Annotated in this window: 7 protein-coding genes; 6 read left to right on the top strand and 1 reads right to left on the bottom strand. The window is 63.0% G+C overall.

The features are described from left to right. The first annotated feature begins 5 nt into the window (after positions 1-5). The 6 genes from NKH60_RS21690 to NKH60_RS21665 all read left to right on the top strand — a co-directional run bounded on the left by NKH60_RS21690 (position 6) and on the right by NKH60_RS21665 (position 14,808). On the top strand, positions 6-1,931 hold the full coding sequence (locus NKH60_RS21690; protein WP_352873270.1) for an autotransporter assembly complex protein TamA: 1,926 nt from the start codon (positions 6-8) through the stop codon (positions 1,929-1,931). Further along, positions 1,931-7,981 carry a translocation/assembly module TamB domain-containing protein gene (locus tag NKH60_RS21685; RefSeq protein ID WP_352831262.1) on the top strand — a complete coding sequence of 2,017 codons (6,051 nt, stop codon included), beginning with the start codon at positions 1,931-1,933 and terminating at the stop codon, positions 7,979-7,981. Before NKH60_RS21690 ends, NKH60_RS21685 begins: the two co-directional genes overlap by 1 nt. 260 nt (positions 7,982-8,241) lie before the next feature. After that, on the top strand, positions 8,242-9,894 hold the full coding sequence (locus NKH60_RS21680; protein ID WP_352473524.1) for an ABC transporter substrate-binding protein: 1,653 nt from the start codon (positions 8,242-8,244) through the stop codon (positions 9,892-9,894). A gap of 221 nt (positions 9,895-10,115) precedes the next feature. Beyond that, on the top strand, positions 10,116-11,150 hold the full coding sequence (locus tag NKH60_RS21675) for an ABC transporter permease (RefSeq protein WP_352453204.1): 1,035 nt from the start codon (positions 10,116-10,118) through the stop codon (positions 11,148-11,150). 12 nt (positions 11,151-11,162) lie between these two features. Beyond that, positions 11,163-12,320 carry an ABC transporter permease gene (locus NKH60_RS21670; RefSeq protein WP_352503177.1) on the top strand — a complete coding sequence of 386 codons (1,158 nt, stop codon included), beginning with the start codon at positions 11,163-11,165 and terminating at the stop codon, positions 12,318-12,320. 79 nt (positions 12,321-12,399) lie between these two features. After that, positions 12,400-14,808 carry a dipeptide ABC transporter ATP-binding protein gene (locus tag NKH60_RS21665; RefSeq protein WP_352769165.1) on the top strand — a complete coding sequence of 803 codons (2,409 nt, stop codon included), beginning with the start codon at positions 12,400-12,402 and terminating at the stop codon, positions 14,806-14,808. A gap of 14 nt (positions 14,809-14,822) precedes the next feature. Here NKH60_RS21665 and NKH60_RS21660 read toward each other — a convergent pair whose 3' ends face one another. Further along, positions 14,823-15,413, bottom strand: coding sequence for a transglycosylase SLT domain-containing protein (locus tag NKH60_RS21660; protein WP_352453201.1), 591 nt, complete (start codon positions 15,411-15,413; stop codon positions 14,823-14,825). Positions 15,414-15,569 lie beyond the last annotated feature (156 nt).

The raw sequence follows: 15,569 nt of genomic DNA, 5'->3' as shown, positions 1-15,569 counted from the left end.
GCGTAATGCCGGCGTATGAAAGGCAGATGTCGGGAGGAACCGCGCCACGGCGCGCGCTTTCGCGCGCCCTGCTTTTCGCATTGTTGTGCTCTACGGCACTTGTTGCCGAAACCGGAAGTGCGGCGGCCTTCGAGATTTTCGGCATCAAGCTGTGGGGATCCAAAGACGAAGATGCCGATATCGTCGACCCGCTGCGCTATGCGGTGACGATCGAGGCGCCGGACGCCGACAAGGATCTCGCCGAGAAGCTCGAAAACGCCTCGGCGCTGAAGGCCGACGAGGAACACCCGGTATCCGGTTCTCTCGGCCTGCTGGCCAAGGCGCGCAGCGACCGTGAGCAACTTGTTGCCGCACTCTACAGTGACGCCCGCTACGAGGGTGTCGTCACCATCACTATTCAGGGCAAGCCGCTCGACGATCTGCCGCCCGATGCCGAGTTTTCGGGTCCGCAGCCGATACCGGTGGTGATAAGCATAGCAGCCGGGCCGAAATTCACGCTTGGCAACATCAGACTGGAAGGCGATGCGGCGGGGCTGGCAAGTGCCGATTTCGGTCTGATCGCCGGCGGTGACGCCAGTTCGGGCGCCGTGCTCAAGGCCGAGGCGGCGATCGTGCGGGCACTCAAGCAAGAAGGCAGGCCGCTGGCCAAGGTGACGGGCCGCGAGATCGTCGCCGAGCACGCCGGTTCGACGCTCGACGTGACGCTTGCCGTCGCGGCCGGCCCGGTCGCCGGCTATGGCGACACCACTGTCGAGGGCACGGAAAAGGTCGACCGCGACTTCACCGAATATATGACCGGCCTTAAGCGCGGTCGCCAATATTCGCTCGATGAGATCGACGATGCGCGTGACCGGCTGCTCGGGCTCGAGGTCTTCAACAGCGTGACGGTGAAGGAAGCCGACGCACTCGACGCCGAGGGCAACATCCCGATCGGTGTCCAGGTAAGCGAACGCAAGCCGCGCTATTTCGGCATTGGCGGCAGCTTCTCAAACACCGAAGGGCTGGGCCTCGAAGGCTATTGGGGGCATCGCAATCTGTTTGGCCGCGCCGAAAAGCTGCGCATCGACGGCAAGATCAGCGGCATCGGCAGCAACGACTTGACCCAGCTCAATTACAATGCCGGCGTCATGTTCGAAAAGCCGGGCGTGGTCGGGCCGGCGTCGAAATTCATTGCCAGCGTCAATACCGTGCTGGAACACCCCGACGCCTACGACCATTTCTCGGTCAAGGGCAGCACCGGCCTATCCTACGAATTGGACAAGAAGCAGACGGTTTCCGCGCAAGTCGCGCTGGATTATTCGAGGATCCACGACGCTTTCGGCAAGCACACCTATCTGATCGCCAGCATTCCACTGCAATATGTCTACGACAATCGCGACAGCAAGCTCAATCCGACCCGGGGCTTCAGGGTGCTGGCCTATGGTGAGCCGAGCTACGACATTTTGAGCGGGGCTGCGTTTGTCAAGCTGAAGGGCGAGGGGTCGGCCTACCAGTCACTCGATTCGGCCTCGAAATTCGTTTTCGCCGAACGTGTCGCCATCGGCTCCATCATCGGCGCCAGTCTTCAAGATGTTCCGGCAGATCGACGCTTCTACTCAGGCGGCGGCGGTTCGGTGCGCGGCTATGCCTATCAAGGCATCGGCCCGAAGGACAGCAATGGAGAACCGATCGGCGGGCTTTCCTTCTTCGAGACCTCGGTCGAGATGCGCATCGCCGTCACCGACAAGATCGGCGTCGTGCCGTTCGTCGATGCCGGCACGGTGTCGACCAGGCAGGTCCCCGATTTTTCGGACATGAAGGTCGGCGCGGGTGTAGGCTTGCGCTATCTGACGGCGTTCGGGCCGCTGCGCGTCGACGCGGCGGTGCCTCTCAACCGCGGTCCTGACGATCCTCATTTCGGCATTTATGCCGGCATCGGCCAGGCATTCTGATGGCAATATTCAGGCGCATCCTCCGTATTCTTTTCTACACGCTGCTCATCGTCGTGGCAGCGGCGGTGGGGGCGGTCGTCGTGCTGACCAAAACCGAGCGCGGCCGCGAAAACCTTGCCGGCATCATCTCGACCATGGCCTCGACCGGCGACCGCAAGGTGACTGTCGTCGGCATCGACGGCATCTGGTCGGGCGCGCTGAGGGTCGATCATGTCGTTCTGGAGGATCGCGAAGGCGCCTGGATGGTGGCGCGCAACGTGGCCGTCGATTGGTCGCCGCTGGCACTCCTGTCGAAGAGCTTCAGCGCCGATCGCATTGGGGCCGAGCGTATCGAGTTGGCAAGGCTGCCGGTGGCCAATACACAGCCGAGCCAAAGCGGAGCGACGACGCTGCCGGTTTCCATCGACGTCAGGCAACTCGACCTTCCCGAAATCGCGCTCGGGCAGGCTCTGGCCGGCAGCGGTGTGGCCGAACTTGCAGCCAAGGGAGCGCTCAAGGCGGACGCCTCTCCATTGGCGATCGAGACCAACCTCAACATCGTTCGCCACGACGGCAAGCAAGGCACGGTCGACGCCAAAGCCCATTTCGCGCCGGCCGACAACAAGCTCGACCTCGACCTTAAGGCATCCGAGCCGGCCGGCGGCATCATCGCCAACCTGCTCAACCTGCCGGGCGCGCCGCCGGTCAACATTGTCGTTTCCGGCACCGGACCGCTCGCCAACTGGAATGGCATCGGGACCTTCGTTGTCGACGGCCGGATCGTCACCCAGCTTACCGGTCGCCATCAGCTCACCGACAAGGGTCATTATGTCGAGGCCAACGGCGATGGCGAATTCGAGCGCTTCCTGCCCGAAACCCTGAAACCGCTGTTTGCCGGCAAGACCACCTTCGACCTCGCCGGCACGGCGACCGCGGCCGGCGGCGTCGATGTCGAGCGCGCCAATATCGACAGCGGCGCCTTGCACGCGACCGCTGCCGGCATTGTCGATCCGAACGGCGCCAGCGACCTTTCGGTGAAGCTCGCCGCAAAGGGGCCGCCGATCGTGCTCAGCCTCGGCAGCGAGGCGCAACCGATAACCGTGGCAATCAAGGATGCCACGGCCCGCGCTTTCGGCGATGGCAAGGCGCCGATGATGGATATCGGCGCGTCGCTGGTCTCGGTGGTGGCGGGCGGCACGCGGGTGGACGACCTGATCGGGCAAGTGCATTCCGATGGTTTCGACATCCAGAACCGTAGCGGGCCGGTCACCATCAAGCTGACGGCGGCCGGCCTGAACACCGACGTCGCGACTTTGGCGCCGCTGATAACGGGCAGGGTCAGCGCCGGTCTCGCCGGCTCCGTCAGCAAGGAACAGATTGTCGTCGACGAAGGGACGCTACGCAGCGACGCGCTCAATGCGTCCGTAACAGCCACAGTGGCGCTTGCCGATCTGTCGATGACGCTCAAGATGAATGCCGACGCGGCTTCGACGGCGCTGCCGCCGCAAATCAGCTCGGTTCTCGGTGAGCGCGTGCAGTTTTCCGCAACCGCGACACGCGACCCGGACGGTGCGTTCGCCGCCAACGCATTGCAACTCACCTCCGGTACGCTTAGCGCCAGCGGCACCGCCAGTGTGCAAGGCACCGATATCCGAGCCGATATCAAGGGTACGCTGGGCGACGTGTCGGTGCTGTCGCCGCTGGTCGGCGCCAACGTCGGCGGCGCCGTCGGTTTCGGGCTTACCGCAAGCGGCGCGCGCAGCGCACCGGATTTCTCGGTTTCGGCCAACAGCGACAGCCTGACGGCGTCCGGCCATACGGTGAAGCAGATCAGGCTGAGCGCGAGCGGCAAGGCCGATATCGCCAGTCCCGCCGCCGATGTCTCGCTGACCGGCTCGGTCGACGACCAGCCGCTCGACCTCAAGGCATCGCTGGTCACAACCGACGGCAAGCGCTCCATCAATGGACTTGCCGTCTCGTTAGCCGACAACAAGGTCTCCGGCGACCTCGGGCTCGACGACAACCTGCTGCCGCTCGGCACGTTGACCCTCGATGCCGCCGATATTGCTCCGCTGGCCGCACTCACAGGCCAGTCGGTAGCCGGCGACGTGCGCGGCACCATCCGCTTTGCGAACGACAACGGAGCGCCGACGGTCGCGATCGATGCGACGAGCACCGTGATTTCGCGCGGCGAACTGGCGGCGAAGACAATCGCCGTCAACGCGCTGGTCGCCAATTATCTCAAAGCACCGGCAATCGCCGGCAAGATCAAGGCCGACACGATCACCTCCGGACCCACGGTGATCAGCGGCATCGATGTCGACCTGAAGCGCGATGGCGACTGGACCGGCTTTAGCGGCGGCGCCACGGTCGCCGGCATTCCGGCCAGCGCGTCCGGGCGGGTCAGGGTTGCGAACGGCACCACCAGCATCGAGCTTGCCTCGGGCGAGGCGACCATCCGCGGCATCAAGGCAGCTGTCGCGCAGCCATCAGCGCTGACAATCGCCAATGGCAGGGTGAGCATAGAGAAATTGGCGCTCGGTGTCGGCGGTGGTTCGGTTGCCGTGTCGGGTACGGCCGGCCAGACGCTTGATCTCGCTGCCACCTTGTCGGCGGTGCCGGCAGCGCTTGCCAATGATTTTTCACCGGGTCTCGATGCCGTGGGCGTGCTCAGCGGCACCGCGCAGGTCACCGGATCGTCGGCTGCCCCAGATATTCGCTTCACCGCCCGGCTCAACGGCGCCGAAACCAGCCAGACCCGGCAGGCTGGGCTCGGGCCGCTGGATCTCGACGCAGCAGGCCGTTTCTCGTCGGCCAGCGGCCTGGCCATCGAGCAGGCGACGCTTGCCGGCGAGAAGATCTCCGGCAAGGCAGCCGGCACCATCAATCCGAACGGTGCCAGCGATTTTTCGCTCCACCTGGCCTCTACCGGTCCGAGCCTGCCGTTGTCGCTTGGCAGCAAGGAGAGCCCGATCAAGCTCGAGCTACAGGCGATATCGCTAACGGCGGCCGGGCAGGGCGCCCAGCCGAAGCTCGACATTTCCGCGACGCTGCCATCGGCCGCCACCAATCTAGCTATGATCGAGGGCATCACGCTTGCGCTGCACTCCGATCGCTTTGACGTGAAAGCCCGGAGCGGGCCGATCTCCGGCACCGTGACTGCCGAAAAAATCGGCATCGACAATCCGACTATCGCGCCGCTGATCGCCGGCAAGGTCACCGCCAAACTCGCCGGCAGCCTTGCCGCCGATGCCATCGTCATCGATAGCGGCACGGTGACCAGCGACGCATTGAACAGCGGCTTCAACGGGCGGGTCTCGCTGGCCGACGGCGCCATCGACCTCAATGTCAAGGCGGACGCCGCCTCGGCGGCGCTGCCGGCGGCGGTGCGTGGCGTGCTCGCCGAGCGAACGCAATTCAGTGCCGCGCTGAAGCGGGATGCCAACGGCAATGTCACCGCCAACGCGATCAGGCTGTCATCAGGCGCGCTGACCGCAGACGGGCAGGCGAGCCTTGCCGATAACAAGCTGAGCGCCGACGTCAAAGGCGCACTAGGCGACGTCTCGCTGCTATCCAAGGATGCCGGAGGCGCTATTTCTTTCGCGCTGAATGCGCAAGGCGCCAGTACCGCACCGGATCTATCGCTGACTGTCAACAGCGACAAGCTTTCGGTGGCCGCGCGTGAGATCACGGGATTGAAGCTCACCGCCACCGGCAAGGCTGATGCGGCCAACCCCGCCGCGAATGTGCAACTCACCGGAAACGTCGGCGGCCAACCGCTGCAGGGTAGTGCCGTGCTGGCGACATCGGACGGCAAACGCGCCATCAACGGGCTTTTGCTGTCGCTCGGCAAGAACCGTATTTCCGGCGACCTGGCGCTTGACGATGCCTTCCTGCCGGCCGGCACCGTGGCGCTCGACCTGCCCGATATCGGTCCGCTTGCGGCCCTGGCACTGGAAAAGGCCGATGGCGATGTGCGCGGCACGATCGCCTTCTCCAAGGCGGGTACCGTGCCGCAAGTCGCCGTCAAGGCGACGACGGCCTCGATCTCGCGCGGCGATGTCTCGGCCAAGGCCGTGAGCATCGATGCGCTGATCGCCAACTATCTGGCGGCACCGGTGATCTCGGGCAAAATCCGTGCCGACAGCGTAACTTCCGGCGGAACGGCTATTCGGGGCGTCAACGTCGATCTCAAGCGCGACGGCGAATGGACCGGCTTTTCCGGTGGCGCCACCGTCAAGGATATTCCGCTGAGGGCGGCCGGCCGGGTCAAGGCGGTCAAGGGCACGACGACGGTCGAACTTGCCTCCGGCGAGGCGACCATCCGCGGCATCAAGGCGGCCATCGCCCAGGCCTCGACCATCAACATCGCCAATGGAGTGACCAGCCTCGACAGGCTGGTGCTCAACCTCGGCGGCGGCACGGCGACGATCACGGGCAAGGCTGGGCAGGCGTTCGACCTCAACGCGACGCTGGCCCGCGTCCCGATCTCGATAGCCAACAGTTTTTCGCCGGGCCTCGATGCCGCCGGTTCCATCTCGGGCACGGTGAAGGTGACGGGCGCGCCGGCCAATCCGGCCGTTGCCTTCAAGATCGACGCCGCAGGCGTTCAGACGTCGCAGACCCGTGGTGCAGGTTTCGGCGGCATGGGCGTTTCATCCTCAGGTACGTATTCGGGCAACAGACTGACCTTCGACGCCAACATGAGCGATGCCGCCGGCCTCGGCCTCAAGGGCGGCGGCACGATGACGACATCAGGCGCGCCCACCCTTGATCTCAACTTTTCCGGCAAGGTGCCGTTCGCCTTCCTCACCAGGACACTCGCCGCGCAAGGCCTGTCCCTCAGCGGCACGGCCGACGTCGATGTGCAGGTGCGCGGCCCGGCGACGTCGCCGGTGATCTCAGGCACGGTCCGCACGTCGGGCGCCCGTCTGGTCGATGCGCGATCGGGGCTTGCGATCAACGACATCACTGCCGATGTCGCTATCGGCAATGGCGTGGCCAGGATCAACCGCCTGACCGGCACGCTGTCGACACGCGGCAGCCTTTCGGCCAGCGGCACCGTCGGCATCGATCCGGCAAAAGGTTTTCCGGCCGACCTGTCGGTCAAGCTCGTCGATGGCCGCTATACCGACGGCAAGGTGGTCACCGCCAATCTTGGCGGCGACCTGACCGTCAAGGGACCGCTCACCTCCGCGCCGGTGATTTCCGGTACGGTCAACCTGGCCAAGACCGTCATCACCGTACCCGAAAAGCTGCCCGGCTCGCTGGCCGAGCTCAACGTCAAGCACAAGAATGCGCCGGCCGCCGTGCGTGCGCAGGACAAGGCGTTGCGCCCGGCCGCTGCAAGCAGTGGCGGCGGCGGCAACGGCCTCAATCTCGACGTCACGGTCAATGCGCCGAGCCAGATCTTCATCCAGGGCAGGGGTGTCGACGCCGAGCTCGGCGGTTCGCTGCGGCTGACCGGCCCGGCATCGTCACCCCAGGCGGTCGGCACCTTCACCTTGCGGCGCGGACGGTTGACGATCCTTGCCAAGCGGCTGACCTTCACGGAAGGCACCGTCGGCTTTTCCGGCTCTCTGGTGCCCTACCTCAATCTCACGGCGCAATCGAAGACGACCAGCGCCACCGTGACTATCGTGGTGTCAGGCGAGGCGAACAACCCGAAATTCACCTTCTCCTCGGTACCCGCGCTGCCGGAGGATGAGGTGCTGGCGCAGCTGATCTTCGGCCGTTCGATGTCGAACCTGTCGCCGCTGCAGATCGCGCAGCTTGCCGAGGCTGCCGGACAACTGGCCGGCGTCGGCGGCTCGACCTCACTGCTGCAGAACCTGCGCAGCGCAATCGGCGTCGACGATCTCGACGTAATCACCGATGAACAGGGTGGCACCGCCGTCTCGGCGGGCAAGTATCTCAACGACCGTACCTATGTGACGATCCAGAAGGGCGACAGGCCGGGCTCGGGCAAGGCAACCGTCGATCTCGACGTTGGGCGCGGCGTCAAGCTGCGTGGCGAGGCAACCGACGCCGGCGAAGCAAAAGGCGGTGTTTTCTACGAACGGGAATATTGAAACCGGCCGTTCGCGCAGAACAACTGGTTGCCTGAGAACGAGTGGCGCAGCGGCGAATGTCCCAGTTTAATTGCCTGTGGGGATTTCGGACGAAATCCCTGGCGCAGTAGCAAATTTGCGCCAAGACTGTCGTTATCGCGCGAACCGCCCTGCTTTCAAAGTTGCACATTCCTTGGCATGTTCCCAATCCCTGCCGTCTTTGACATCATGGCGAGGATGCGGAATGTTAAAAGGCAGAAAGCCAACAATGGGAGTAAGTCATGACGATCTACAAGAGTAACGGCGACCGCGTTCCCGATCACATCCTGGCCATGGCCGAAGACGCCAAGGCAGGCAAGATGGATCGTCGCGAATTTCTAGCTCTCGCCAGCGTCTTCGGCGCGTCGACGGCGATGGCCTATGGCATGCTTGGCCTTGCAGACCCGACGCCGGCCAAGGCGGAAGAGGTCCAGGGCAAGAAAGGCGGCGTATTGAAGGTCGCGCAATGGATCAAGGATCCGAAGGATCCGCGCAAGGCCGACTGGTCGGAAATCGCCAATGCCGAGCGCCAGGCGCTCGAGCCGCTGGTCAAATACACCACCGAATACACGTTCCGCCCCTATCTGCTGGAGAGCTGGGACGTGAATGACGACGCTACCGAATACACGCTGCATGTGCGCAAGGGCGTCACCTGGAACAACGGCGATCCGTTCTCCGCAGACGACGTCATCTTCAACCTCAAGCGTTGGGCCGACAAGAAAGCCGAAGGCAATTCCATGCCCGGTCGCCTCGGTTCGCTGGTCAAGGATGACAAGCTGGATGAGAGCGCGGTTACCAAGGTCGACGATCACACGGTCAAGCTGACGCTCAGCAAGCCGGATATCGCCCTCATTCCCAACGTGTGCGACTATCCCGGCCTTATCGTCCACAAGACCTTCGACGAGAAGGGCGGCGACTTCAAGTCCTGCCCGATCGGAACCGGCCCGTTCGAGTTGGTCTCCTACGATGTCGGCCAGAAAGTGGTCTACAAGCGCCGCGAAGACAACAAATGGTGGGATGGTGACGTCTTCCTCGACGGCATCGAGTTCATCGACTACGGCACCGATCCGGCGGCGATGGTCAGCGCTTTCGAGGCAGGCGAGGTGCACACCAACTTCGAGACGTCGGCCGACTATGTGTCGATCCTCGACGGCATGGATTTGGTGAAGTCGGAGATCGTCACCGCCTCGACGATCGTCTGCCGTACCAATGTGACCAACAAGCCTTACGGCGACCAGAAGGTTCGCAACGCCCTGCAGCTCGCGGTCGACAACAATGTCGTCCTGCAACTCGGCTACGGCAATGCCGGCACGGTTGCCGAAAACCACCATGTCGCCCCGATCCATCCGGAATACTATGAATTGCCGAAGATTGCTCGCGACCCGGCCAAGGCAAAGGCGCTGATGGCCGAAGCCGGCCAGGCCGATTTCGAGCACGAACTGATCACGGTCGACGAAGACTGGCACAAGAACACAGGCGATGCGATCGCCGCGCAGATGCGCGACGCCGGCATCAAGGTCAAGCGTACGGTGCTGCCGGGTTCGACCTTCTGGAACGACTGGACGAAGTATCCGCTGTCGATGACCAACTGGAACATGCGGCCGCTCGGCGTCCAGGTTCTGGCGATCGGCTATCGCACAGGTGAGGCCTGGAACGAGACGGCCTGGTCGAATCCGGAGTGGGATGCCAAGCTCAACGCTGCGCTGGCAGTTGCCGACGCCGCCAAGCGCAAGGAAATGATGAAGGATATCGAGCAGATCCTGCAGGATTCCGGCATTATCATCCAGCCTTATTGGCGCAAGCTCTACAGCCATTCGGTCAAGGCGGTGCAGAACTACAAGATGCACCCGACCTTCGAGCGCGACTACGGCAAGGTCTGGCTCGACCAGGCCTGACCGGACGATCCGGAAGGGGGCGTCTCGCCCCTTTCCCTCGCTCTTTGCATGGTCCTTGGACCGGAAGTCGGCGCAGCAAAAAGTTGCGGACTCTTCGGCCTGGGTCTGCAATAAAAAGGGTATTGCATCTGGGACTGGTCTGAAGGCTTGTTCTGCCGCTGGCGGCAGCGCACGGCTTGCAAACCGGTTCCACCCCCCAACCCGACCGGCAGGGGACCGCCATGCTTTCTTTCGTTATCAGGCGTCTCGGCACCATGGCAGTGACGATGCTGTGCCTGACGATGATCGTCTTCTTCCTGGTCAATCTCGGGCCTAATCTGAAGAAGCTCGCGATCAGCCAGACCGAAATGCACACATCCGCCGAGCAGCTTGAGGCTTGGCTGGTCAACCATGGCTATCGGCAGAATTTCTTTATCCGCTACGGTCAATGGCTGGGCATCATGCCCAAGCAGCCGGTGACCGACCCGGCGACCGGCAAGCCCGCACAGCGTTTCTCCTTCTGCAACGATCCGGTCGTGCCGACATTCTCCGGCATCCTGCAAGGCGATTTCGGTTGCTCGACCAAGTTCAAGACGACGGTCGCTTCGAAACTCTTTCCGGCGCTCAGCGCCACCGGCATCCTGATGCTCTGCGTGCTGGCCGTAATGGTGCCGATCTCGCTTTTGATCGGTATTCTCGCCGGTATGCGCGAGGGTTCACGCACCGACCGCACATTGTCGGTGGCTTCGATCGCCTCGACGGCGACGCCCGAATATGTTTCGGGCGTCATCTTCACCGTGATCTTTGCCTCCTGGCTCGGCGTGCTGAACGGTTCGGCGGCCTCGGCCAGCCAGGGCATCACCTTCTATAATTTCACCTTGCCGGTGATGACGCTGGCGATCTACGGCATCGGCTACATCGCTCGCATGACCCGCGCCTCGATGGTCGAGGTGATGACCCAGCAATATATCCGAACCGCCCGGCTGAAGGGCCTCTCCTTCGGCAGCGTGGTGATAAAGCACGCTCTGCGCAACGCCCTGATCGCGCCATTCACGGTCATCATGCTGCAGTTCCCCTGGCTGCTCACCGGCGTCGTCATCGTCGAGGTGATGTTCCGCTACCAGGGGTTCGGCTACACCCTGGTCGAGGCCGCCGGCAACAACGACATCGATCTTCTGCTCGGCTGCTCGCTGGTCTCGGTGTTTATCGTCCTGATCACACAGCTCATCTCCGATGTCGGCTACGCGTTCCTCAATCCGCGCATCAGAGTTCAATAGGAGACCGGGCGGATGCAGGTCGAATATCTCAGCGCCTTCAACGTCGTACTCGGCGTGCTTGCCCGCTTCTGGCCGGTCTGGATCGCTCTCGCCCTGGTGATGGGGGCGAGCTTCGGCTACAAGAAGAAGCTAGGCCTTTACGGCCAGCTTTTCGACAGCGGCGTCGGCATCGTCGGCGTCGGCATCTGCCTGTTCTGGCTGTTTACGGCGATCTTCGCGTCGACCATCTCGCCCTTCGATCCGCTCGCCCAAGTGCCGATCATGAAGGACGCGCTGCCGGGCGCAATCGAGCCGGGGTCGAAACTTGTATACTATTTCGGCGGCGACAAGCTCGCCCGCGACGTGTTCTCCCGCATGGTCTATGGCAGCCAGATCGTGCTGATCATCGCGCCGGCGGCGACCGGTTTTGCGCTGATGGTCGGCATTACGCTCGGCCTGCCGGCCGGCTATTATGGCGGCAAGATCGATACGGTGCTGTCCTTCCTCGCCAACCTTGTGCTGGCCTTCCCGGTGATCCTCCTGTTCTACCTGCTGGTGACGCCGGGCATCATGGACACGCCGATCCCCTACGCGATGGCAGGGCTGTTCTTCCTGTTTCCGATCATCTTCTTCAGTGTGCTGTTCTGGACGCGCTACAAGAACCGCCCCGACCGCCTCTATATCCTGCTTGGCCTGACGTTGGTACTTGGCGGCTGGATCTATGCGGGCCTTGTCTTCGATGCCGATCCGTTCAAGATCATCCACATCGATCCCAACCAGCTCAACATCTTCGTGGCGGTGGTGTTCGCCTCCAGCCCCGGCGTGTTCCGCATCGTGCGCGGCCTGGTCATGGACATCAAAACGCGCGACTATGTTGCGGCGGCACAAACGCGCGGTGAATCGCCCTGGTACATCATGCTGTGGGAGATATTGCCCAATGCGCGCGGGCCGCTTATCGTCGACGCCTGCCTGCGCATCGGCTACACCACGATCCTGCTCGGTACGCTCGGCTATTTCGGGCTGGGACTGGCGCCGGAAAGCCCGGACTGGGGCACGGCGATCAAGGATGCAAGCCGGCTGCTGCGCTCCTTCATCCACCCGGCGCTGCCGCCGACGATCGCATTGATGTCGTTCGTGCTCGGCCTCAACCTCCTGGCGGATTCGCTGCGCGAACAGTCTATGAAGGATTGATGCCGGCAAAGATTGACGCCGGGAAGATCGATGCCGGGTTCGGCCCGACATGCCTGAAGAACAAGGATTGGAGCGACCCATGAATGAGGCAGTTCGAAATCCCGCCAAGCCGACGAATGGCCCGATCATCGAGATCGAGAACCTGTCGATCTCCTTCTTCACCCGCAAGGGCGAGATCCCGGCGGTCATGGATTTTTCCTGCACGGTCATGCCCGGCGAGGCGATGGGTATTGTCGGCGAATCCGGCTGCGGCAAGTCGACCGTGTCGCTCGGCATCATGCGCGACCTCTCCAACATCGGAAAGATCGTCGGCGGAAAGATCAAATTCCAGGGCAAGGACATGGGAGAATTGTCCGACGAGGAACTGCGCGCCATCCGCGGCAACAAGATCGCGATGATCTACCAGGAACCGATGGCCAGCCTGAACCCGGCGATGAAGGTCGGCCAGCAGCTGATGGAAGTGCCACTGATCCACGACAAGGTGTCGAAGGACGAAGCTTACAAACGCGCCTTGGAAATGGTGCGCGCGGTGAAGCTGCCGGATCCCGAGCGCATGATGCGTTCCTACCCGCACCAGCTTTCCGGCGGTCAGCAGCAGCGCATCGTCATTGCCATGGCGCTGCTGTCGAAGCCGGCGCTGCTTCTGCTCGACGAGCCGACGACAGCGCTCGACGTGACGGTGGAGGCCGGCATCGTCGACCTGGTCAAGGGGCTGGGCGAGAAGTTCGGCACCTCGATGATCTTCGTGTCGCACAACCTCGGCCTGATCCTGGAGACCTGCGACCGCATCACGGTGATGTATTCGGGCGAAGCGGTGGAGACCGGCAAGATCAAGGACGTCTTCGACCGGATGCGCCATCCCTACACGCAAGGCCTGTTCCGCTCGATCCCGTTGCCGGGCGCCGACAAGAATTCGCGGCCGCTGATATCCATCCCAGGGCAGTTGCCGCTACCGCACGAGCGGCCGAAGGGCTGCAATTTCGGCCCGCGCTGCCACCATTTCGTCGAGGGCGTCTGCAACGCCGCCGAAATTCCGATGATCGCGGTCGAAGGCCATGACGGGCATTTCTCGCGCTGTGTGCGCTTCAACGAGATCGACTGGGAGGCGCTGCCACCCGGCGCCAAGAAGGTCAACGAGCGGGTGGTGCCCGGTGCGCCGGTGCTCCAGATCGAAGACCTCCGGAAGTACTACAAGGTCGGCGGCAGCGAAGTGTTCGGCTCGAGCGAGGGCCGTGTCGTCAAGGCCAACGAGACGATCTCGTTCATGGCGCGCGAATCCGAGACCGTCGCTATCGTCGGCGAATCCGGCTGCGGAAAATCGACCCTGGCCAAGGTGCTGCTCGGCCTCGAAACGGCAAGCTCCGGCCGCGTCAAGCTCGGCAACAAGGAGATTCAGTCGACCGGGATCGAGAAGCGCAGCGTCGACACGGTGTCATCGATCCAGATGGTGTTCCAAAATCCGTTCGACACGCTCAATCCCAGCCATTCGGTCGGTTCGCAGATCATCCGTACGCTGGAAAAGTTCAACGTCGGCGACACAGTGGCCGACCGCCGCAAGCGAATGCTGGAATTGCTCGACCTGGTGAAGCTGCCGAGGGCGTTCGAGTCGCGCAAGCCGCGCCAGCTTTCAGGCGGCCAGAAACAGCGCATCGGCGTTGCGCGTGCCTTTGCCGGCGACGCCAAGGTGGTGGTGGCCGACGAGCCGGTCTCGGCACTGGATGTGTCGGTCCAAGCCGCGGTGACCGAGCTCTTGATGGACATCCAGCGCAAGAACAAGACGACGATGCTGTTCATCAGCCACGATCTGTCGGTGGTGCGCTACATCGCCGACCGCGTCGTCGTCATGTATCTCGGCTATATCGTTGAGCAAGGCACGACCGACCAGATATTCGCGCCGCCCTATCACCCCTATACCGAGGCATTGCTGTCGGCGATCCCGATCGCCGACACAAGCGTGGTCAAGAAGCACATCGTGCTGGAGGGCGACATCCCTTCGGCGATGAACCCGCCGTCCGGCTGTCCGTTCCAGACGCGCTGCGGCTACAAGAAACTGGTGCCGGACAACCTTTGCGAAACCATGGTGCCGCCAGTCAAAAATCTCGGCGACGGCCATATGAGCCTGTGCTGGCTGTCCGACGACGTGCTGGCGAAAATGGAGCCGGTGATCAAATTCGACAAGGAGCACGCCGCAAATGAGGGCGTGCCGGATGATGCAAACCACGGTGTTGGCCCGGGCTTTGCCGGAGATCCGCCCAAGCGCCCGCATGGAAAGACTGGCAGCGTTGAAGCCGATGCCGAGGGCCAGGCAGTGGAGAATGCCGAAGCGGTCGCCAAAGCCCGCCGTCACGAGGTTCGCGACGAGGTTTCAGAGACCGGCACCTCAAGCTCTGCCGACAGCGCGGTGGCACCAATCATGCCGCCGACTGTCGGCGACGGCCGACAGGCCGAGGACGCCACGCGCAAGCCGCGCAAACCCAAGGGCGGCTGAGAGCCGTTAATAGGCTAGGGCGCGCATTGCCGTAGCTGCGCGGCGTAGTCCTGCGCCATCTGTTCGGTGGCATGCGCATAGCGCTGCACGTCGGCGTCGCCGCGACTGCCGCGCTTGTAGGCATTCCAGCCGAGATAGTAGGCGAGATACAGATTGTAGGTGTCGTTGCGGGCGACGCCGAGCGTGTCGGCGGTCTTGGAATGATACCAGCCGACGAAATCGACGGCATCGGCAAACCTGGTGCGGCGCGCCGCCCAGCTTCCGGTCTCGTTCTGGTATTGCGCCCAGGTGCCGTCGAGCGCCTGCGAGAAGCCGGTGGCGCTGGAGATATGTTTCCAGGGAATGAAGCCCAGCAGCTTGGTGCGCGGCGGCCTTGCGTTGCTCTTGAAGCCGGATTCCTTGCGCACCGTCGCCATCAGCACGGGAACCGGCACACCGTATTTCTGCTCGGTGCGTTGTGCCGCCGCCTGCCAATTGTCGAACCAGCCGTCATTCTGGTCGAAAACGGCGCACACATCGTTGATATGGTTCGGTGGCGTCGCGCAGGCCGAAAGCGCCAGCGGCGCGGCAATCGCTATAATTTTACTAAAACTCGACCTACGCATCGGAAGAGCATTAGGCCGAAAACATAAAAGGAATCTTGCTGTCTTCCTTAACGGCTCATCGGCGCTTTGCCTGACGCGGAACAAGTATAACCATTCCGACGTTTGTTGTCGCTTTTGCCGATGTGAAATTCCCGGAATGCCGCCTTGGCTAAAATC

Source organism: Mesorhizobium sp. M1006 (assembly GCF_040318825.1).
Taxonomy (GTDB): domain Bacteria; phylum Pseudomonadota; class Alphaproteobacteria; order Rhizobiales; family Rhizobiaceae; genus Mesorhizobium.
Note: the sequence above shows the minus strand (reverse complement) of the source record. Positions and strands in the feature narration are given on the sequence as shown.

What these genes read in the sequence shown, in the direction of transcription:
- NKH60_RS21690 (WP_352873270.1), top strand. Translation starts at nt 6, where the DNA reads ATGCCGGCGTATGAAAGGCAGATGTCGGGAGGAACCGCGCCACGGCGC.
- NKH60_RS21685 (WP_352831262.1), top strand. Translation starts at nt 1,931, where the DNA reads ATGGCAATATTCAGGCGCATCCTCCGTATTCTTTTCTACACGCTGCTC.
- NKH60_RS21680 (WP_352473524.1), top strand. Translation starts at nt 8,242, where the DNA reads ATGACGATCTACAAGAGTAACGGCGACCGCGTTCCCGATCACATCCTG.
- NKH60_RS21675 (WP_352453204.1), top strand. Translation starts at nt 10,116, where the DNA reads ATGCTTTCTTTCGTTATCAGGCGTCTCGGCACCATGGCAGTGACGATG.
- NKH60_RS21670 (WP_352503177.1), top strand. Translation starts at nt 11,163, where the DNA reads ATGCAGGTCGAATATCTCAGCGCCTTCAACGTCGTACTCGGCGTGCTT.
- NKH60_RS21665 (WP_352769165.1), top strand. Translation starts at nt 12,400, where the DNA reads ATGAATGAGGCAGTTCGAAATCCCGCCAAGCCGACGAATGGCCCGATC.
- NKH60_RS21660 (WP_352453201.1), bottom strand. Translation starts at nt 15,413, where the DNA reads ATGCGTAGGTCGAGTTTTAGTAAAATTATAGCGATTGCCGCGCCGCTG.